17 protein-coding genes are annotated in these 19,182 nt (G+C 69.1%); 6 read left to right on the forward strand and 11 right to left on the reverse strand.

The annotated features are described in order from the left end of the window. Positions 1-16: 16 nt before the first annotated feature. The 4 genes from FJV46_RS07280 to FJV46_RS07295 form a co-directional block, all read right to left on the reverse strand. The gene (locus FJV46_RS07280) at positions 17-946 is read right to left on the reverse strand and encodes a carbohydrate ABC transporter permease (protein WP_087028185.1); all 930 of its coding nucleotides are present in this window, start codon (positions 944-946) and stop codon (positions 17-19) included. Between the two features lie 3 nt (positions 947-949). Continuing rightward, the gene (locus FJV46_RS07285) at positions 950-1,900 is read right to left on the reverse strand and encodes a carbohydrate ABC transporter permease (protein WP_087028187.1); all 951 of its coding nucleotides are present in this window, start codon (positions 1,898-1,900) and stop codon (positions 950-952) included. Between the two features lie 98 nt (positions 1,901-1,998). Further along, positions 1,999-3,351 carry an ABC transporter substrate-binding protein gene (locus tag FJV46_RS07290; RefSeq protein ID WP_087028189.1) on the reverse strand — a complete coding sequence of 451 codons (1,353 nt, stop codon included), beginning with the start codon at positions 3,349-3,351 and terminating at the stop codon, positions 1,999-2,001. A gap of 283 nt (positions 3,352-3,634) precedes the next feature. Next, positions 3,635-4,663 (reverse strand): LacI family DNA-binding transcriptional regulator, encoded by a 1,029-nt coding sequence (locus FJV46_RS07295; RefSeq protein ID WP_087028190.1) that lies wholly within the window; start codon positions 4,661-4,663, stop codon positions 3,635-3,637. Between the two features lie 144 nt (positions 4,664-4,807). Here FJV46_RS07295 and FJV46_RS07300 point away from each other — a divergent pair, with 144 nt between their 5' ends. Further along, positions 4,808-6,073 (forward strand): FAD-binding protein, encoded by a 1,266-nt coding sequence (locus FJV46_RS07300; protein ID WP_087028192.1) that lies wholly within the window; start codon positions 4,808-4,810, stop codon positions 6,071-6,073. 30 nt (positions 6,074-6,103) lie between these two features. On the opposite strand, the gene FJV46_RS07305 is transcribed toward FJV46_RS07300, so the two are convergent. Together FJV46_RS07305 and yczE are read right to left on the reverse strand one after the other, a co-directional pair. Then, positions 6,104-6,967 (reverse strand): MBL fold metallo-hydrolase, encoded by an 864-nt coding sequence (locus FJV46_RS07305; RefSeq protein ID WP_087028194.1) that lies wholly within the window; start codon positions 6,965-6,967, stop codon positions 6,104-6,106. Between the two features lie 95 nt (positions 6,968-7,062). Further along, positions 7,063-7,689 (reverse strand): membrane protein YczE, encoded by a 627-nt coding sequence (gene yczE / locus FJV46_RS07310; protein WP_087028196.1) that lies wholly within the window; start codon positions 7,687-7,689, stop codon positions 7,063-7,065. A 60-nt stretch (positions 7,690-7,749) separates the two neighbouring features. On the opposite strand from yczE, the gene yczR reads away from it, so the two are divergent. Continuing rightward, complete coding sequence (gene yczR, locus FJV46_RS07315; protein WP_087028198.1) at positions 7,750-9,162, forward strand: MocR-like transcription factor YczR; 1,413 nt, start codon at positions 7,750-7,752, stop codon at positions 9,160-9,162. A gap of 75 nt (positions 9,163-9,237) precedes the next feature. Here the strand turns inward: yczR and FJV46_RS07320 are convergent, their stop codons facing one another. Next, a complete protein-coding gene (locus tag FJV46_RS07320; RefSeq protein WP_087028666.1) occupies positions 9,238-11,808 on the reverse strand; it encodes an excinuclease ABC subunit UvrA in 2,571 nt (856 codons plus the stop codon). A 177-nt stretch (positions 11,809-11,985) separates the two neighbouring features. On the opposite strand from FJV46_RS07320, the gene FJV46_RS07325 reads away from it, so the two are divergent. From FJV46_RS07325 to FJV46_RS07335, 3 genes are all read left to right on the forward strand, one after another. Next, a complete protein-coding gene (locus FJV46_RS07325) occupies positions 11,986-12,321 on the forward strand; it encodes a hypothetical protein (protein ID WP_087028201.1) in 336 nt (111 codons plus the stop codon). A gap of 82 nt (positions 12,322-12,403) precedes the next feature. After that, positions 12,404-12,679 (forward strand): hypothetical protein, encoded by a 276-nt coding sequence (locus tag FJV46_RS07330; protein ID WP_087028203.1) that lies wholly within the window; start codon positions 12,404-12,406, stop codon positions 12,677-12,679. Positions 12,680-12,866: 187 nt separating this feature from the next. Beyond that, positions 12,867-13,700: a bacteriorhodopsin-like gene (locus tag FJV46_RS07335; protein ID WP_087028205.1), complete on the forward strand. Its 834-nt coding sequence runs from the start codon at positions 12,867-12,869 to the stop codon at positions 13,698-13,700. 86 nt (positions 13,701-13,786) lie between these two features. On the opposite strand, the gene FJV46_RS07340 is transcribed toward FJV46_RS07335, so the two are convergent. The 3 genes from FJV46_RS07340 to pdhA are packed head-to-tail and all read right to left on the reverse strand — an operon-like array spanning position 13,787 to position 17,521. Then, positions 13,787-15,301 carry a dihydrolipoamide acetyltransferase family protein gene (locus FJV46_RS07340; protein ID WP_087028206.1) on the reverse strand — a complete coding sequence of 505 codons (1,515 nt, stop codon included), beginning with the start codon at positions 15,299-15,301 and terminating at the stop codon, positions 13,787-13,789. 1 nt (position 15,302) lies between these two features. Then, positions 15,303-16,364, reverse strand: coding sequence for an alpha-ketoacid dehydrogenase subunit beta (locus FJV46_RS07345; protein WP_087028208.1), 1,062 nt, complete (start codon positions 16,362-16,364; stop codon positions 15,303-15,305). Continuing rightward, positions 16,361-17,521, reverse strand: a complete 1,161-nt coding sequence (gene pdhA / locus FJV46_RS07350) for a pyruvate dehydrogenase (acetyl-transferring) E1 component subunit alpha (RefSeq protein WP_179195211.1) — start codon at positions 17,519-17,521, stop codon at positions 16,361-16,363. Before pdhA ends, FJV46_RS07345 begins: the two co-directional genes overlap by 4 nt. Positions 17,522-17,763: 242 nt before the next feature. On the opposite strand from pdhA, the gene FJV46_RS07355 reads away from it, so the two are divergent. Further along, positions 17,764-18,207, forward strand: coding sequence for an Lrp/AsnC family transcriptional regulator (locus FJV46_RS07355; protein ID WP_232008711.1), 444 nt, complete (start codon positions 17,764-17,766; stop codon positions 18,205-18,207). Between the two features lie 153 nt (positions 18,208-18,360). On the opposite strand, the gene FJV46_RS07360 is transcribed toward FJV46_RS07355, so the two are convergent. Continuing rightward, entirely contained in the window at positions 18,361-19,143 is a 783-nt protein-coding gene (locus FJV46_RS07360; protein WP_087028668.1) for an enoyl-CoA hydratase/isomerase family protein, read from the reverse strand. Positions 19,144-19,182: the final 39 nt, after the last annotated feature.

Below are 19,182 nucleotides of genomic sequence, written 5' to 3' on the forward strand. Positions count from 1 at the left end.
GTGGCGGTCGGCCGGGCTACTTGAGCGAGCCCAGCGAGAGACCGCCCTGCCAGTATTTCTGGAGGGAGAGGAAAGCGATGATCAGCGGGATGATCGAGATGAAGGCGCCGGCGGTGATCAGGTTCCACAGGGCCTCGCCACCACTGCCCGCGTTGGACAGGGCCGTCCAGCCGTTGAGCCCCACGGTGACGGGCAGCAGCAGCGGATCGGTGAGCACGGCGAGCGGCAGGAAGAAGTTGTTCCAGGTTCCGACGACGGACAGCAGGAGCACCGTGACGATGCCCGGGCGGAGCAGCGGGAGCGCGATCTGGAGGAACGTCCGGAACTCGCCGGCCCCGTCGATCCGAGCCGCGTCGAGAAGTTCGTCCGGCACGCTCTCCTGGGCGAAGACCCTCATCAGGTAGACGCCGAAGGGACTGAGGAGCGAGGGCAGGATGACGGCCCAGATGGTGTTGACCAGGCCGACCTCGCTGAGGAGGACGAAGGTCGGGATGACGAGGGCCGTGAGGGGCACCATGACGGCGCCGAGGAGGATGCCGAAGAAAGCGGTGCGGCCGCGGAACCTGTACTTCGCGAAGCCGTATCCCGCGAGGACCGCGAGGACGGTCGCACCCACACCACCGGAGATGGCGTACAGGAAAGAGTTCCCGAGCCACCGCCAGTAGATGCCGTCCTGCCGTTCGAACAGGCCCTGGACGTTGCTGAAGAAGTGGAACTCGTTGTCGAACCAGAGCGGCCCGCCGCTTCCACCGAACAGTCCGGCGGTGTCCTTGGTGCTCGCGACGGTCAGCCACCAGAGGGGCGTGATGAAGTAGATGACGAGGATCAGCAGGAAGATGTGCGAGCCGATCCTGGGGCCACCGTTGCGGGCCCGGTTCCGGGACGCGGTGCCACGGGGCTTCCGCCGTCCGGCCTGCTGCTGGGGGGTTTCTGTGCCGAGTGCCATGGCTTATTTCAGTCCGCTCTGCTTGCGGGTCAGGAAGAGGAAGAAGAACGAGAACACGAAGACCACGATGCCGAGGGCGAAGGAGATCGCCGACGCGTAGTTGAACTGGCTGTAGGAGAACGCCAGGGAGAACGCGTACATGTTCGGGGTGTAGGACACCGGGATTGCTCCCTGCGCCACGGCGCGGAGGACCTGCGGCTCGGTGAAGAACTGCAGGGTGCCGATCAGGGCGAAGATGATTACCATGACGAGCGAGGAGGAGATCATCGGGATCTTGATGCGCGCCGCGATCTGCCGGTCCGAGGCGCCGTCGAGCACTGCGGCTTCGTAGATCCCGGGGTCGATGCCGCGGAGGGCCGCGTAGATGATGATCATGTAGTACCCGGCCCACTGCCAGGTGACGATGTTCACGAGGCTGCCGAAGATGTTGTCCTGGGAGAGGAATTCAGGGGCAGCGAGGCCGACGAGGTTGAAGATGTTGGAGGCCGGACCGAACCGGGGGCTGTAGAGGAAGCCCCACATGAGGGCTCCGATGACCACCGGTACCGCGTACGGGACGAAGATCATCAGGCGCGAGAACTTCGACGCCCACGTGGCCAGGTTGTCGAGGACGAGCGCCGCCAGCAGGGCGACGATCATCTGCGCGGGGATCATGATGAGCGCGAACTTCGCCACCGTGCCGAGGCCCTGGAGGAAGATCGGGTCGGTGAACGCCTTCACGTAGTTGGCCGCGCCCACGAAGTCGGTGCCCGCGGCGAGGGTGTTGGTGAACAGGCTCATCCGGAAGGCGAAGGCCAGCGGGAGGATGAGGAACGTGACGAAGATGAGCGCGAAGGGGGCCACGAAGAGCCAGCCCCACCGTTGTCTGCGTCGGTAGTTCCGATCGGGGCGGTGGTCGGCCTTCTGGGGCACATCGGCGCGGTGGGACGACGTCGGCGCGGTGGTCGTAGCCATGAACAGTCTTTCTCGGGCTGGCGGATGACGCGGGTGGGACGGCCGCTGGGGCCGGGAGGGAAGGTGCCCGCGCAGCGCGCGGGCACCTTCTGCTGCAGTTACTTGATCGTGAAGCCCTGCTCCGTCGCGTACTGCTCCAGCGACGACTGCAGGTCGTCGAGCGCCTGGTCGGCGTCCTTCTCGCCCTGGACCATGGCGTAGATCTGCTCGGTGAGCTGATCGTAGGCGTAGTTCTGGAACGGGCTGAAGGTCGCGCCCTCGTAGCCTGCGGCGGCGTCGAGGAAGACGTCCTTGTTGATCTGCTGACCGCCGAAGAACTCGTACTCCTTGTTCTCGAACTCGGGGGACTCGAGGACGGGGAGGTAGGACGGGAAGAGGGCTCCCTCGTCCACGCCGAGGTTCATGCGCTCCTCGTTCCCGAAGATCTCCATGGCGACCCGGGCTGCGAGCTCCTTGTTCTCGGCCTGCTCGGTCACCGCGAAGGTCGAACCGCCCCAGTTGACCTGCACGGGGTTGGCTTCGTCCCACAGGGGAAGCGGAGCCGCACGCCAGACGGCGTCGGGGTCGGAGTCGGACAGGCCCTGGAGGTAGCCGGGACCCCACGCGGCGGCGAGGTAGACGGCGTAGGAGCCGTCGACCAGCTTGGTGTTGTAGTCCGCGGTGAAGGCGTCATCGGTGGCGACCAGTCCGTCCTCGACGAGGCCGTTCCAGTACTCGAGGACCTTCTTGGCGCCGTCGTCGTTGACCGTGATGCCGATCTCCTGCGGGTTGGCGGAGTCGTAGACGAACGGCTCGGAGCCGGCCTGGGCGAACAGTGCCTGATTGAAGGCGCGTCCGTTGGTCGGGAAGTCCGCGATCACGGCCCCGTCGCCCGAGTCCTTCAGGGTTCGTGCTGCCGCCTCGAACTCTTCCCAGGTCGTGGGGACTTCGATGCCCGCGGCGTCGAAGATGTCCTGTCGGTAGAGCATGCCCATGGGACCGCCGTCGACGGGAATCGCGTACACGGCGTCTCCGCTCGATGCGTCCTCCCATGCACCCTCGGCGTAGTCACCCTCGACGTCGTTCGCGCCGTACTCGGTCAGGTCCACGAGGGCATCGCGGATGGTGAAGCTGGAGAGCACCTCGGACTCGAGCTGGATGACGTCGGGGGCGCCCGAGCCGGACTCGATCGAGGTCGAGAACTTGGTGTACTCGTCATTGCCCTGGCCGGCGTTCGTCCAGCAGATCTGGACGTCGTCGTTCGCGTTGTTGAAGTTGTCGACCACCTGGTCGAAGGCGGGGTACCAGGCCCACACTGTCACCTGGGGCGCTTCGGCGTTGACGATCGTGTTGGTGCAGGATGCGGCCTCGGAGCCGCCGCCGTCGCCGCCTCCGTTTCCTCCGGAGCAGCCGGTCAGTGCTACAGCAGTGGCGGCGACGATGCCTGCCGATGCCAGGAACTTGGCTTTCATATCTCTTGCTTCCTCTCGCGGTGGCGTTCCACCGTGGTCCGCCCGCAGGCGGCCGGTCCAGGTGCTGCAGGGAGGAGGATCGCTCGGGGCAGCTACGCCACCCGCTCGAATCTTCCTTGATCCGGGTCCGTCCTCCTGCAGGAGCACCTCGTGATGAGAGGGTTCCGCAGGCGTCCGTCCGTCATTTACATCGTTGTAGGTAAACGATGTAGAAGAAGCATGCAGAGTGAGGCGGGTCACTGTCAAGCATCGTGGGCTCACGAAGCGGGCCGCAACCGAACCGTTATGGTCGCCGCTCCCCCGGCAGCTGCGAGGATTCGCGCTCGATGACCTCGAAGCGCGCCTCGAATTCGCGGGGCGCGGCATCGCTGTCACGGCGGGAGATCCGCTCCTGCAGCACCCTGACCGCGGTGTCCGCGATCTCGACACGACCGGGATCGATCGTGGACAGCGTGGGCAGCGAGTACCGGCCCTCGTCCAGATCGTCGAACCCGATCACGGCGACGTCGTCCGGGATGCGGCGGCCCGCCTCCTGCAGCACGCGCATGGCACCCAGCGCCAGGGTGTCGTTCATACCGAACATCGCGTCGAAGGCGACCCCCGACTCGAGGAGCTCGCGCATCGAGGTGGCGCCGTTCGCCCTGTGCCAGAACGTCGTGTAGGCCACGAGCGCGGGGTCGAAGGGGATTCCCGCCTCCTCCAGCGCCTGCTGGTAGCCGCGCAGCCGGAGGCCGGCGGAACCGATCACCTCGCCCCGGTGTCCGCCGACGACGGCGATGCGCCGTCGTCCCTTCGAGATGAGGTGTGCCGTCGCAGCCCGAGCGGACTCGACATTGCTCATGGTCACGTGGTCCGTGGGACCACCGAAGATCCGTTCTCCGAGGAGGACGAGCGGGAAGTTGACGTTCAGGTAGTGGGCGTCCTCGTTCGCCATCCCGAGCGGGCTGAAGAGGAGGCCGTCCGTCATCTGCAGACGCGGGCTCGAGAGGATCTCGAGTTCGTGCGCGCGGTCGCCGCCCGTCTGCTCGATCAGCACCTTCAGGCCGCGGCGCTCGGCCGCCTTGATGATCGAGTCCGCGAGTTCGGCGAAATAGCTGAGGGACAGCTCCGGCACGGCGAGACCGATGACACCGGTCTTCCCCGAGCGCAGGCTGCGCGCGGAGAGATTGGGGCTGTAGCCCAGCTCGGAGATGGCCTCCATGACGCGTTGCTTGGTGTCGGCGCGGATGTGCTGGTAGTCGTTGATGACGTTCGAGACGGTCTTGATCGAGACACCGGCCGCCAGCGCAACGTCCTTCAGTGTGGCAGCCATGCCGCTCCCTCGATCCACCGGTGATGCCCTGTACGTCACGCGTCCAGCGAGTGTACAACGTTGTAAGATGGCCGGGCACCTACCGCACGTGTTGTCGCAGCGTCCACTCACCGGAGGCACGGCACCGGCCAGAGAAGGACCACCATGATCGAGGAACAGGTACGGGACCGGCTCAACTGGGCAGGCAACTACGAATACCGCGCCCGGAGCCTCGAGCGGCCCACGTCCCTCGCCGAACTGCAGCGGGCCGTCGGAGAAGCCGGCACCGTCAGCGCCCTCGGCTCCCGCCACTCGTTCAACGACATCGCGGACTCTCCGGGAACCCTCGTCTCACTCGACCTCCTGGACCCGGCGGTGGACATCGACGAGGCGGCACTCACCGTCACGGTCGGCGCCGGGGTGCGCTACGGGGTCCTCGCCGAACACCTGCAGCGCCGGGGGTTCGCCCTGCACAACCTGGCCTCACTCCCCCACATCTCCGTCGGCGGCGCCATCGCGACGGCCACCCACGGCTCCGGCGACGGGAACGGGAACCTGGCCACGGCCGTCGTCGCGCTGGAACTCGTCACCGCGTCCGGGGACGTCCTCACGGTCGCGGCGGGTGATCCCGACTTCGAGGGGATGGTGGTGGGTCTCGGGGCCCTCGGCGTCACCCATCGCGTGACCCTCCGGGTGGAACCGACGTTCGACGTGCGGCAGGACGTCTTCACGGGCGTGCCGTGGGACGCGGTCCTGGCGGACTACGACGCCGCCACCTCCTCGGCCTACAGCGTCAGCCTCTTCACCGACTGGGCGGGTGACACGATCGGGCAGGCCTGGCTGAAGAGCCGTCTGGACGGCGGGCCCGTTCCCGCCGAGTACTTCGGAGGCATCGCGGCTGACCGTGCCCTGCACCCGGTTCCCGGGGTCGCCGCGGATCACTGCACGCAGCAGCTGGGCGTCGCCGGACCGTGGTCCGACCGGCTGGCGCACTTCCGTCTCGCGTTCACCCCGAGCAACGGGGAGGAGCTGCAGACCGAGTACCTCGTGGGCCGGGAGCACGCCGTCGAGGCCATCCAGGCGATGCGCTCCCTCGCACCGCGCATCACGCCCCTGCTGCAGGTGTCGGAGATCCGCTCGATGGCCGCCGACGAGCTCTGGCTCAGCAACAACTACCAGCGGGCCGGGATCGGCCTGCACTTCACCTGGAAGCCGGCGCAGCCCGAGGTCGAGGCCCTCCTGCCGGAGATCGAGGCCGCGCTCGCGCCGTTCGCGATGCGGCCGCACTGGGGCAAGCTCTTCGTGGCGGACGCCGCCCAGCTCGCGCCCCTCTACCCGCGCTTCGACGACTTCCGCGCCCTGGCCCACCGCATGGACCCCGACGGCAAGTTCCGCAATGCGTTCCTCGACCGCACGGTCTTCGGGCAGTAGGGGCACGGAGCGGGGATTCCGCCCTGGCTCCTAGTGCTTGCGCGTCAGCCACTTCCAGTGCGCGAGGGTGCGCAGCCGGATGAGGAGGGCACGCGACTGCTCGGGGCCGTACGGAAGGATCGGGATGGCCTTGGTCATGTCCACCGAGGCCTCGTCCATGGCGAGCCGTGTCACCCGGACGGCACTGCGCATCTTGTTCATCTGCGTCGTCACCTCCGTCACGCCGACGGGCGCCCCGTGGCCGGGAACGAAGACGTCGTAGAGGTCCTCGAGTGCCACCATCTTGCCGAGAGTCCGCACCCAGTCGATGGGGAAGGAGTCCTCGAAGGCGGGATCGGTGCCCTCCTCGACGAGGTCACCGGCGAAGAGGACGTTTCCTGCACCCACGAGGAGATCGTGGTCGGTGTGGCCGCGGCCCAGGTGGAAGAGGGTCACGGACACCCCGCCCAGGTCCAGGTCCACGGGCTTGCCCTCCACGAGCCGCGTGGCGGGGACGATCGCGGTGTGCTCGCCGTCGCCGGCCGCCATGGCGGGTTCGACGGCGGCGACGAGTGAACGCTGCTCCTCCCCCGTCTCGGCCTGCACCGCGCTGCAGCGGGACGTCGCCCAGAAGTCCTCGACCCCGTGCCCGGCGAGATAGGCATTACCGAAGAAGTGGTCCGCGTGGGCGTGCGTGTTGACCGCGATGACGGGAAGATCGGTGACCTCGCGGACGTGGGCGAAGATCCGGGCGGCGGCGGCGGGGCCGGCACCCGTGTCGACGACCAGCGCGCGGTCGGCGCCGACCACGAGTCCGACGTTCATGCGGAAGCCGGCCGTTGTCAGGACATAGATTCCCGGTGCCAGCTCGCGCCAGGGACGGTCGGTCTCGGCGCTGGGTGCCTCGGTGGTCATGGAGTCCTCTCGGTGACGGCGGGGATTCCAGTCTAGGTGGGAGCCCACGGGGCAGGACCGTCGCGCCGCGGCGGTCCTCGACGCCCGCGACGTCGTCAGGTGCCGGTGACCACCGTGTCCGGAACGGCGGAGGGCCGCTCGGGAACCCGGAACACAGGCAGCATGAGATTGATCAACGGTCCGATCAGCAGCGCGAAGGCCACGGTCCCGACACCCACCGTGCCGCCGAGCAGCCAGCCCAGGAGGAGGACGGTCCCTTCGATGCCCGTGCGGACCAGCCAGATCGGGAGACCGAACCGCGCGTGGAGCCCGGTCATGAGGCCGTCGCGCGGGCCGGGGCCGAGGCGCGCCCCGATGTACAGGCCGCTCGCGACCGCGAGGAGCACCAGGCCACCCGTGAAGAGCAGGATCCGCGCCCACAGCGCCGAGGGTTCGCCGAGCAGGGCAAGTCCCACTTCGGCGCTCGGCCCGACGAGCAGCACATTGAGGATGGTCCCCACGCCGGGTCGCTGGCGGAGCGGGATCCAGAGCAGGAGGACGATCAGGCCGATGATGTTGGTCATGAAGCCGAACGGGATGCCGGTCTGCAGCGACCCGCCCTGGCTCAGGACGTCCCAGGGGGAGACGCCGAGGGTGGCGCGGATCATCATAGCGAGCGAGAAACCGTAGAGGAAGAGGCCGATCAGCAGTTGCAGGCCGCGTCGGACACCGAGGAAGGTCATACCTCAGTAGAACCGGTGATTGGACTGACAACAAGAGGCCAATCATGGCATCGTGGCCTGATGATGATTCTCCCGGCCCGTCGCCTCGCCGCCGATCTCGGCTCCTGGCGGACCTCCGGACCGGCCTATGCGGCGCTTGCCGATCGGATCCGCCTGCTCACCCTCGACGGCCGGATCCCGCTGGGGACCCGGCTGCCGGCGGAGCGGGAACTCGCAGCACACCTGGCCGTCAGCCGCACGCTCGTGGCAGCTGCCTACGGGCGGCTCCGCGACGCCGGGTACGTCGAGAGTACGCGCGGCTCGGGCAGCGTGGTCGCCATGCCGGGCAGGGGTACTCCCGAGCACGACGACGGCGGGGCCGCCGTCGTGCTCGATCTCAGCAAGGCGGCGCTTCCCGCCGCACCCCAGGTCGGCGAGGCGGCGGCGCGGGCCGCCCTCCACCTTCCCGCCTACCTGAACGGCGACGGCTACGATCTGCTGGGGCTCCCCCGCCTGCGCCGGGCGTTGGCCGACCGCTACACCGCGCGCGGGGTGGCGACGTCACCCGAGCAGGTGATGGTGACCCTCGGCGCCCAACATGCCATCTCCCTTCTCGCCCGGACCCTCCTGACGCGCAGCGACACCGTGCTCGTCGAGGCGCCGAGCTACCCGCATGCCTACGAGGCACTCCGCTCCGCCGCGCGCCGACTGGTTCCCGTCAGCGTTGACGCGTCGGAGGGCTGGGACGAGGACGGCCTGCACCAGGCGATCGCCCGCGCGAACCCTGCCCTCGCCTACCTGATGCCGGACTTCCACAATCCCACCGGGGCCGTGATGCCGGCTGTGCAGCGCGAGCGCCTGATGGCCGCGGCCGTCCGCCAGGGCACGATCGTGGTGGCCGACGAGACGATGGCCGAGCTGCGCATCGAGGGTGGCACCGAGCTGCCGCTGGCCGCGTTCGGCCCGGCCGTGCTGATCGGCTCGATGGGCAAGACGGTCTGGGGTGGCCTGCGCATCGGCTGGATCCGGGCGGAGCCGGAGCTGATCCAGCGGCTGCACCAGGCCCGGTACGGGCAGGATCTGGGAACCCCCATCCTGGAACAGCTGATCGCCCTGGAGATGCTCGGGGACTACGACGCACTGCTGCGGTTCCGCGCCCAGCAGCTCGCCGACGGCCAAAAGGCCCTCGCGCAGCTCCTGGCGAATACGTTCCCTGCGTGGGAGGTCCCGAAGGTCGCGGGAGGACTCTCCACCTGGGTCAACCTCGGGGCTCCGCGGAGCTCCGACCTGGCGCTCGCGGCTCGGGATCGCGGGCTGCTGCTCGGCGCCGGCCCCCGCTTCGGCCTGAACGGGGTGTTCGAGCGGTTCCTCCGCATTCCCTTCAGCTATCCCGCCGAGGACACCCGGCGCGCGGTCGCGATCCTCTCCGAGGCGTGGCTCTCGCTGGGTGATCATGTACCGGCGTGCGACGACTTCGCACCGGCCCTGGTGTAGCTCCTCCTCGCCGGCACCACCTCGGGGCGGCCGCCGTCCCTGGAAGCCAGCCGGGCTAGCGACCACCCCGAGTCCCTACCCGATAAGGGCGGACGAGTCGACGCAACGGGCCGCGGAGCCGGCCTCGAGGTGGGCCGCGAGATAGGGCGCCGTGATGCTCGTGCCGGCATCGAGCCGCGCGATCTGCCCCGGCGTTCCGGTGGCGACGATCGTCCCGCCCGCGGAACCGCCGCCCGGCCCGAGGTCGATCACCCAGTCCGCCGCCGCGACGACGGCCATGGTGTGCTCCACCACCACCACCGTGTTCCCGGCCTCCACGAGCCGGTGCAGCTGGGCAAGGAGCAGCACCACGTCTGCCGGGTGGAGCCCGGTGGTCGGTTCGTCCAGCAGGTAGAGCGTGTGGCCGCGTCGCGCTCGCTGGAGCTCCGTGGCGAGCTTGATGCGCTGGGCCTCACCGCCCGACAGTTCGGTGGCAGGCTGGCCGAGCCGGAGGTACCCCAGGCCCACTTCGCGGAGCGTCCCGAGGGCACGTGCTGCTGCCGGGATGCCACCGAGGAACTCCGCCGCGTCGTCGACCGTCATGGCGAGCACGTCGGCGATGCTGCGGCCGTCGAGCGTGACCGCGAGCGTCTCCTCGTTGTAGCGAGCTCCGTGGCACGTGGGGCACGGCCCGTAGCTGCCGGGCAGGAAGAGCAGCTCGACGGATACGAACCCCTCGCCCTGGCATGTCTCGCAACGGCCGCCCTGCACGTTGAAGGAGAAGCGCCCGGCGCCGAAGCCCCGAGTGCGGGCCTCCTCGGTGGCCGCGAAGGCCTTGCGGACGGCGTCGAAGAGGCCCGTGTAGGTTGCGAGGTTGGATCGGGGCGTCCGGCCGATCGGCTTCTGGTTGACGCTGACCAGGCGGTCGATGGCGTCGAGCCCCGTGATCCCCCCGACCACTGCCTCGCCGCCCGTGTCCGTCTGCTCCTCGGTGTCGTCTCCCTCGTCCGGGGTGTCGTTCCGGACGTGCGCGCCCACGGCTTCGGCGAGGACGGTGCTGACGAGGGTCGATTTCCCCGAACCGGACACACCGGTCACCGCGGTCAGGACACCCACCGGGATGTCGGCGTCGAGCCCCGCCAGGTTGTGGCGGTGGATACCGGTGAGGCCGAGCCAGGCCGACGGCGAGCGCGGCTCGCGCCCGTCTGTGCCCGCCGTGCCGCTCCGGGAGAGGAACGGCGCGGTGAGCGATTCCGGCACCGAGGCGAGGCCGCCCACCGGGCCGCTGTAGAGGACCGTGCCGCCGCCCTCGCCCGCGCCGGGTCCCACGTCGACGATCCAGTCGGCACGGCGTACCACGTCCATGTTGTGCTCGACGACGAACACGGAGTTCCCGGCGTCCTTCAGCGCTGCGAGGACGGCGAGGAGCGGCTCGACGTCGGCCGGGTGCAGGCCGGCCGAGGGCTCGTCGAGGACGTAGACGACGCCGAACAGGCCGGAGCGCAGCTGCGTGGCGATCCGGAGTCGCTGCATCTCGCCGGGAGAGAGCGTGGGTGTGGCCCGGTCCAGGCTAAGATAGCCGAGTCCGAGGTCCACCAGGACGGTGAGCCGCTGGACGAGGTCCCGGCTGATGGTGACGGATACCTCCGTCCCCTCCCCCGAGGTCCAGGACCGGTGGGCGGCGGACGGGTGTTCGAGGGTCGCCGCGGGGCCGAGGTGCGCGGCGAGGTCGGCGAGCGGCAGGGCGTTGGCGTGCGCGATCGAGCGGCCGGCGAAGGTGACCGCCAGGGCTTCGGGGCGCAGTCCGCTCCCGCCGCAGAGCCCGCACGGCCCGGACTCCATGAACGGCAGCACGCGGTCGCGCATCTGCGGGCTCTTCGAATCGTGCAGGGTGTGCAGGACGTAGCTCTTCGCACTCCAGAAGCGCCCCTTGTAGGGCTTGGCCACACGGTCCCGCTGCGGCGTGACCTCCACGACCGGCTGCTCCTCCGTGAACAGGAGCCATGTCCGAGCGTCCTCGGGCAGGTCCTGCCAGGGGACGTCGATGTCGTACCCGAGTTCGCTGACGACGTCGCGCAGGTTCTTGCCCTGCCAGGCGCCCGGCCAGGCGGCGATGGCACCGTCGCGGATGCTCAGTGTCGGATCCGGTACGAGGGACTGCTCCGTGACGTCCCGCGCGATCCCGAGGCCGTGGCACCGCGGGCAGGCACCCGTGGCGGTGTTCGGCGAGAAGGCGTCCGATTCCAGCCGGCCGGCGGCATCGGCCGGATACGTACCGGCACGCGAATAGAGCATGCGGAGCGAGTTCGAGATGGTGGTCAGCGTACCGACGGTGGAGCGGGCGCTCGGCGTCCCGCGGCGTTGCTGGAGCGCGACGGCGGGGGGAAGCCCTGTGATCGATCCGACGTGCGGCGTGTGCCCCTGCTGGATGAGGCGCCGCGCGTAGGGCGCCACCGACTCGAGGTACCGCCGCTGGGCCTCCGCGTAGATGGTGCCGAACGCGAGGGAGGACTTGCCCGAGCCTGAGACGCCTGTGAAGGCGACGACGGCGTCACGCGGGCAATCGACGTCCACGCCGCGCAGATTGTTCTCGGTGGCGCCGAGCACCCGGACGAAGCCGCCCCGGGTGGCCTGCTTCTCGGAGGGTGCGGTTTCTTTTGATTCGATCACTGGTCCCACCCTACGGCCCTCAGGACGCCGGGCTCCGTCACGACGGCGGACAGGCGCTGACAGCCTGAGCCGCCCATAACGGTGCTGTTGCGGATCACCCGTTCCGGGGTGATCTGCAGCACGGGGTTGCTATCGTCGGACGCATCGCCGGCCGGCACCAACCAGGGGAACACCATGAATGCATCGACCTTGACCCGGAAGACTCTTCGTGCCGGCATCCTCGTGGGACTTGTCGGACTGGCCGTGATGATCGCCACCGGTCCCTGGCTGAACGGGCTGTACCAGAACGGATCGATCCAACCCGGAACGTTGATGCTCCTCAGCTCCCTGATCTCCGCGATCGGCTCGTTCTGCCTGCCCTTCAGCGCCGCCCTCATCGCGGCGTCGCTGGTCATGAGGCACAGGGACGGCTCGGAGGGCGGAGCGGTGGGCGACCGGCGAAATCCGGAGGGCGCCTCCGAGGACGCGACGCGTGGCGTTCCCGCAGCACCGAAGGACCACGGATCATAGGTCGCCGCGCTCGCGGGTGGAAGGCCCGGCGCGGAGGCAGCAATCCGTCGCGGAGCGTGATGCCCCTTCCTAGGGTGGAGGGATGGCTGACATCAACGAAGAGTTCCCGACCCTGGACGACCTCAACCCCGACAACGACGCCCTGCCGCAGCCCTCACCCCGGACCCACGGCAAGTCCGACGACCACGTGGACGACGACGCCCTGGCGCTCGCGACGGAGCGCGAGGAAGTGGCCCTGGGCCTGAAGAACTACGTCCCGGACGACGTTCCCGACGCCACGGATCCACTGCCCGAGGAGGCCGCGCCGGACGCCGACCTCGCGCAGCGCGGGCTCCTCGGCGACCCGGACGGGACCTGACGCCTCGACCTCGGACGGCTCCTTCGCACCGGAGGGACCGGCAGTACGCCGTCCTCACCTGCAGCTGAGACCTTTACTTTGTTTCTACAGAGCGTAGAATACCCCCACACACTGTGTGGAACAGGACAGTTTCCATTGTCCACCGTTGTGCAGGGTTCATTCCGATTCTGTGCAAAGGAGCACCATCATGATCCCAGACAGCCTCACGCAGGCCCAGTTCGATACCGTCTACAACTCCCTGTCCCTCGTGATCGCGTCGCAGTTGTTCACCGCGATCTTCCTCATCCTCGCTCTGCCCCGGGTGCTGCCCCGATACCGCCAGGCGATGGTCATCGCCGCCGTGGTGTGCGGCATAGCGGCCTACCACTACTTCCGCATCTTCGACTCCTTCAAGGGCGCCTTCGTCACTGACGCCGTGGGTGGGCGGGGAACCTACACCCAGGCCGAGGGCGTCTCCTTCAATGAGGGCTACCGATACGTGGACTGGCTGCTCACCGTGCCACTGCTCCTCGTGGAGCTGATCGCCGTCCTCGCGCTCGCGCGACGCGTTCAGGCGTCGCTTCTCCGGAAACTCATCCCGGCTGCCACCCTCATGATCGTGCTCGGGTATCCGGGGGAGATCAGTTCGACGGATGGCGCCCGCGTGCTCTGGGGAGTGCTCTCGACCATCCCCTTCCTCTTCATCCTCTACGTCCTGTTCGTCGAGCTGACCAGATCCCTGGACCGCCAGCCCGTCGCCGTGAGGGCGCTGATCAGCCGGCTGCGCATCCTGCTGCTGGCGAGCTGGCTCGTCTACCCGCTGGCCTACGCCCTCCCCGTGCTGGGCATCTCCGGCGCCGACGCCTGGGTGCTCAAGCAGGGCGGCTACTCCCTCGCGGACATCGCAGCCAAGGCGGTCTACGCACTGATCATCTATCGGATCGCGCGGCTGAAGTCCTACGAGGATGACCCGGCCTTCGCCGCCGTCGAAGGCGAGCCGACGGAAGGGAGCACGACAGTGTCCACTCCGACGGCCGGGTAGGAGGTCCCAGCAGCAGAGCCGCGCGAAACTCCGAAGGGTTTCGCGCGGCTCTGTCCGGGCAGGATATCCATGCGGTCAGGACCGGGTTAGAGGTCGGCCAGCATCCCGCCCGGATTCTCCATGGCATCGGCGACGAAGCGGAGGAAGCCCCCCGCCGTTCCGCCGTCGCAGACGCGGTGATCGAACGCGAGCGTCAGCTCGGTCACCTTGCGGACCGCCAGCTGACCGTCGACCACCCAGGGCCGGTCCATGATGCGCCCCATGCCGAGGATCGCTGATTCCGGGTAGTTGATGATCGCGGCGCTGCCGTCCACACCGAAGACCCCGTAGTTGTTGAGCGTGAAGGTGCCGGAGGACAAGTCTGACGGCGTCGCCTTCCCCTCCCGGGCCAGCGTGGCCAGCCGTCGGATCTCCAGGTCGAGCTCGCGCGCGGTCATGGTGTCGGCCCGGCGGACGCTCGGGACCACGAGGCCGCGTCCGGTCTGCGCGGCGATGCCGAGATTCACACCGTCCACACGCACGAGTTCCTGGCTGCCGTCGTCGCCCGTGGCGATCCTGCTGTTGAGTTCCGGGTAGCGGGCCAGCCCGGCCACCACGAAACGCGCGACGAACGCGAGGATGCCGGGGACGCCGTCCGGCGTGCGGCGCTTCAATCCCTCACGGAGGTCGACGAGAGCCGTGACGTCGACGTCCACCCAGACGGTCGCCTCGGGGATCTCGCGACGACTGCGCGACATGGCGTCGGCGATGGTCCGGCGGACCCCGCGCAGGGGCGCCCGGTCGAGGACAACCAGGCCGGAGCGGGAGTCCCGCCCGGCGGCGGGGGCCGCGGTCTCGGCGGGTGACCCGTCCCGGGCAGAACCCGCCGGTCCGGATCCTCCCTCGATCTCGGCAGCCACCGGGGCACCCGGCCGCGCCTCGATGAGGGCATCGATGTCCCGTCGGAGAATGAGCCCCTCGTCGCCCGACCCCGCGACGTCGGCGAGCCGGATCGCATGATCACGGGCGAGCTTGCGGACCAGCGGCGAGATGCAGAGGGGCGCCCGCCGGTCCGACGGTTCCCCGGCAGGCGCCGGGATATCAGCGTGCGGCGCCTGACCATCACCCGGCACGGCGCCGACCTCACGGCTCCTCCGTGCGGCGCCCTTCCGTGGACGCGTCCGCCCTCCGGTCGGACCTCCGGGCGTGCCGTAGCCGATCAGGACGTTGCCGGAGCCCTCGCTCACGGTGGGCGCGTGATCGTCGGGGCGCGTAGCCGTGGTCGGGACCCCTGCATCCTCACGCAGACCGGCCGCGGCGTCCTCGATCTGCTCCTCAGCCGGAGCGGGCGCCTCCATACCCTCGGGCCGGACGGTCAGGAACGGCGCCCCCACATCGAGCACTTCCCCCGGCCGCCCGTGCAGCACGGCGACCGTCCCGGCGAAGGGCGACGGCACCTCCACGACGGACTTCGCGGTCTCGACCTCTGCGACGGGCTGGTCGACGGCGACCGCGTCCCCTTCCGCGACGAGCCAGGACACCAGTTCCGCCTCGGTCAGACCCTCCCCCAGGTCAGGGAGCAGGAAGACGAGAAGCTGCTGGGCAACGGTGGGCGTGGTCATCTCAGTCCTCCCACTGCAGGCTGTCCACCGCATCGAGGATGCGGTCCACGCTCGGCAGATGGAAGTGCTCGAGCTTCGGCGAGGGGTACGGGATGTCGAAGCCTGTCACGCGGAGTACGGGAGCCGCGAGTGAGTGGAAGCATCTCTCCTGCACCCGCGCGACGATCTCGGAGGCCACGGAGGCGAAACCGGGAGCCTCGGCGACGACGACGGCGCGTCCGGTGCGCCGCACGCTCTCACAGACGGTCTCGTCGTCGAAGGGCACGATGGATCGGAGATCGATGACCTCGATCGAGCGTCCCTCCTCGGCGGCAGCTGCCGCCGCGGCGAGCGCCGTGGGGACCGAGGGTCCGTACGTGATCAGGGTTGCGTCGGCACCTGCGCGGGCGACCACGGCCCGGCCGATGCGTCGCGGCGCCTCCCCCTCGTCGTAGGTCCTGCGGAGTTCGGCGAGGTCCACGTCCTCCTTGGACCAGTACAGCTTCTTGGGTTCGAGGAAGACGACAGGGTCGGGTGACGCGATGGCTTCGCGGAGCATCACGTAGGCGTCACGGACCGTCGCGGGGGCCAGCACGGTCAGCCCGGGTGTGTGCGCGTAGTACGCCTCGGAGGAGTCGCAGTGATGCTCCACCCCGCCGATGCCGCCCGCGTACGGGATACGGATCACGATCGGCAGGCGCACCTTGCCGCGCGTCCGGTTCGCCATCTTCGCGACGTGACTGACCACCTGCTCGAAGGCCGGGTAGGCGAAGGCGTCGAACTGCATCTCGACGACAGGCTTCATCCCGTTCATCGCCATGCCCACAGCCATGCCCATGATGCCGGCCTCGGCGAGGGGGGTGTCGAAGCAGCGTTCCTCGCCGAACCGCGCGGTGAGGCCGTCGGTGATGCGGAAGACGCCGCCGAGCACCCCCACGTCCTCGCCGAACATCAGGACCGAGGCGTCAGCCTCCATGGCATCCGCGAGCGCCGCGTTGAGTGCCTTCGCGAAGGTGGAGGTGGAGGTGGATCGGGATGCCGCCGCTGTGGTCTCGCGTACAGGCGCGTCCGTGGTCTGCGTCATGGCGTGTCCCCCTCCGTGCCGTCACCGGGCTGCTCGCCGGCGCCCGCGGCGTCCCGCGCGAGTTCCTCGCGCAACTGCTCCGCCTGCTCACGCAGCTGCGATGTCTTCTCGGCGTACACGTACTCGAAGAGCTCTGCCGGGTTCACCTCGACCTCCAGATTGAGTCCGTTGCGGATGGCGGCAGCGATGCTGTCCGCCTGGTCGCTGAACGACCGCTCGCCGTCGCCGTCCAGCAGGTTGAGCGCCGTGAGGTAGGTGCGCATCCGCAGGACCGGGTCCCTGGGCACCCACCGCTCGACGTCGTCGGCCGATCTGTAGCGCGTGGCGTCGTCCGCATTGGTGTGCGCCTGCATCCGATACGTGTGTGCCTCGATCAGCGAGGGTCCGCCGCCGTCCCGGGCGCGGTCGACGGCGATACCGAGCACCGACAGGAGCGCCGCGAGGTCGTTGCCGTCCACCCGCTCGCCGGGCATGCCGTACCCGATGGCCTTGTGCGCGAGCGACGGCGCGACGGACTGGTGCTTGAGCGGCACGGAGATCGCAAACTCGTTGTTCTGGATGAAGAACACCACGGGGACGTGGAACACGGCGGCGAAATTGAGGGCCTCATGGAAGTCCCCCTCACTGGTGGCACCGTCACCGCACATGGCGAGGACCACGGTCGATTCCCCGCGCAGCTTCGCGGCATGCGCCACTCCGACCGCGTGCAGCAACTGGGTGGCCAGTGGCGTGGCCTGCGTGGCGACCCTGTGCTCGTACGGGTCGTAGCCGCCGTGCCAGTCGCCGCGGAGGAGCGTCAGCACCTCGAGCGGGTCCACGCCGCGGGTGATCACCGCCACCGTGTCGCGGTAGGTGGGAAACAGCCAGTCCTGGTCGTCGAGGACGACGGCGGCAGCGACCTGGCACGCCTCCTGTCCGTGCGACGACGGGTAGACGGCCATGCGGCCCTGGCGGACGAGGGCGTTCGCCTGGTCATTGATGCGGCGCCCGGTCACGAGGCGACCGTAGGCACTGAGCAGGCTCTCGCCGTCGGGCAGGGGATAGCGATCGTCATGGACGTGCCGCCCGTCCGCGTCGATCAGCTGAACCGGAGTGGACGACGGCAGCAGGGCGGTATCCGCCGTCGGCTCTGTGGCGCCGATGGGCATCTCGCCCATCAGCCGTCCGCGGTCCTCGTTGGTCGCCGTGCTCATCTCGCCTCCATCGCCGGCCGCTGACGCGGCACCTCCACCGTGCGCCGGCAGGAGCCGACGCGCTGGATACTGTGTGGCTCCAGTATGGCCATTCGTCCCGTTTTGTATCCAGAGAAGGTGCGAAGTGTGGATATTGCATGAGCTGGAGGCGTAGTGTGTGGACGAAACGGCAGTGTGAGCTGGATTACGCGAAGGAGCGTGGACACGTGGTGGACGGCAGGCTGGACGACGTCGATCGGAAGATCCTCGCGGAGCTGACCCGGGACGGCCGCGCATCTGTCACCGCTGTCGCCGAGCGCGTCCACATCTCCCGGGCGCACGCGTACTCGCGGATCGCCAGACTGACGGAGGACGGGGTCCTGACGCGGTTCACGGCGATCATCGATCCGACGAAGGCCGGCCTGCGCTCGTCGGCCTACGTCACCCTGAAGGTCCGGCAGCACTCCTGGCGCGAACTCCGGGACACCCTGCGGAATGTGCCGGAAATCCACCACATCGCCCTGGTCGGTGGGGACTTCGACGTCATCCTCCTGGTGCGCGCCGAGGACAACGTCGGCCTGCGGCGCGTGATCTTCGACCAGCTGCAGTCGATGCCCGGCGTGCTCGACACGCAGACCTTTCTGGTGTTCGAGGACCTCGACACGCGCTGAGGCCGTCGCGGCTCCACGCTGTCGCGCTTCCCCCACGGCGGGGTGGCCGCGCAATCGTCGTGCTGGGAGCACTGGTCCGGCAGTCCCGAGCTGTGCGCGTTCACCCTCTGGCAGGCATGAAGTACAGCAGCAGCCGCCGAGTGACCGATCAGCCTATTGGCCCCCGAAGCGGGGCTGGCGCTTCTCGCGGAAGGCTGCGAGGCCCTCGCGGTAGTCCTCGGAGCTGCCGAGCACTCCCTGGGCGTCGTTCTCCCCGCGGATCGCCTCCCACAGGCCCAGGCGCTCGTCGCGGATACGCCCGACGAGCTGATGGGAGGCGACGAGCGACTGCAGCGGACCGCGCGCGGCCCGGTCAGCCTTGGTCCGTGTGAACTCGAGGAGGTCGGCCGCGGGGACGGCGCGGCTGAAGAGGCCACCGGCCACGGCGTCGGCTCCGGTCATGAGATCGCCCGTGTACATCAGGTCGAGGGCACGGTGCGAGCCGAGCCGTTCCGTGAACAGCCAGTGCCCGCCGGAGTCCAGCATGAGCCCGAGATTGGCGAAGGGCGAGCCGATCTTGGCGTCCTCGGCGACATAGACGACGTCGGTCGCGATGAGCAGCCCGAGCCCGACGCCGAGGCATGCGCCCTGTGCTGCGGCGAACGTCGGCGCGGGGAAGGCGGCCATGGTCCGGAGCAGGGGAGTCAGCGTCGCGTCGAGGAACTCGTACGCGTCGTCGTCCTCGAAGGTGATGGCTCCGAGGTTCCTGCCGGCGCAGAACGCGCGCCCCTCGCCCCGCAGCACCAGGGCCCGGACCGTACCCTCCTGCACCCCGGCTGCGGCCTCGTCGTAGGCGGCGGCGAGGTCCTCGAGCGCCCGGACGTCGACGGCATTGAGCCGGTAGGGCGCATCCAGCACCACCTCGGCGATGCCGTCCGCGATCACCAGCCGGACCATGCTGTCCGCGCTGTTCCCGCCGCTGGTCGATGGATCTGC

The organism is Arthrobacter agilis (assembly GCF_006494655.1).
GTDB lineage: Bacteria > Actinomycetota > Actinomycetes > Actinomycetales > Micrococcaceae > Arthrobacter_D > Arthrobacter_D agilis.

Bases quoted from the DNA above. Each gene is read 5' to 3' on its own strand.
- FJV46_RS07345 (WP_087028208.1), bottom strand. From the start codon at position 16,364: ATGACGCAGACCACGGACGCGCCTGTACGCGAGACCACAGCGGCGGCA.
- pdhA (WP_179195211.1), bottom strand. From the start codon at position 17,521: ATGGGCGAGATGCCCATCGGCGCCACAGAGCCGACGGCGGATACCGCC.
- yczR (WP_087028198.1), top strand. From the start codon at position 7,750: ATGATGATTCTCCCGGCCCGTCGCCTCGCCGCCGATCTCGGCTCCTGG.
- yczE (WP_087028196.1), bottom strand. From the start codon at position 7,689: ATGACCTTCCTCGGTGTCCGACGCGGCCTGCAACTGCTGATCGGCCTC.
- FJV46_RS07330 (WP_087028203.1), top strand. From the start codon at position 12,404: ATGGCTGACATCAACGAAGAGTTCCCGACCCTGGACGACCTCAACCCC.
- FJV46_RS07360 (WP_087028668.1), bottom strand. From the start codon at position 19,143: ATGGTCCGGCTGGTGATCGCGGACGGCATCGCCGAGGTGGTGCTGGAT.
- FJV46_RS07280 (WP_087028185.1), bottom strand. From the start codon at position 946: ATGGCACTCGGCACAGAAACCCCCCAGCAGCAGGCCGGACGGCGGAAG.
- FJV46_RS07295 (WP_087028190.1), bottom strand. From the start codon at position 4,663: ATGGCTGCCACACTGAAGGACGTTGCGCTGGCGGCCGGTGTCTCGATC.
- FJV46_RS07305 (WP_087028194.1), bottom strand. From the start codon at position 6,967: ATGACCACCGAGGCACCCAGCGCCGAGACCGACCGTCCCTGGCGCGAG.
- FJV46_RS07340 (WP_087028206.1), bottom strand. From the start codon at position 15,301: ATGACCACGCCCACCGTTGCCCAGCAGCTTCTCGTCTTCCTGCTCCCT.
- FJV46_RS07335 (WP_087028205.1), top strand. From the start codon at position 12,867: ATGATCCCAGACAGCCTCACGCAGGCCCAGTTCGATACCGTCTACAAC.
- FJV46_RS07300 (WP_087028192.1), top strand. From the start codon at position 4,808: ATGATCGAGGAACAGGTACGGGACCGGCTCAACTGGGCAGGCAACTAC.
- FJV46_RS07290 (WP_087028189.1), bottom strand. From the start codon at position 3,351: ATGAAAGCCAAGTTCCTGGCATCGGCAGGCATCGTCGCCGCCACTGCT.
- FJV46_RS07285 (WP_087028187.1), bottom strand. From the start codon at position 1,900: ATGGCTACGACCACCGCGCCGACGTCGTCCCACCGCGCCGATGTGCCC.
- FJV46_RS07325 (WP_087028201.1), top strand. From the start codon at position 11,986: ATGAATGCATCGACCTTGACCCGGAAGACTCTTCGTGCCGGCATCCTC.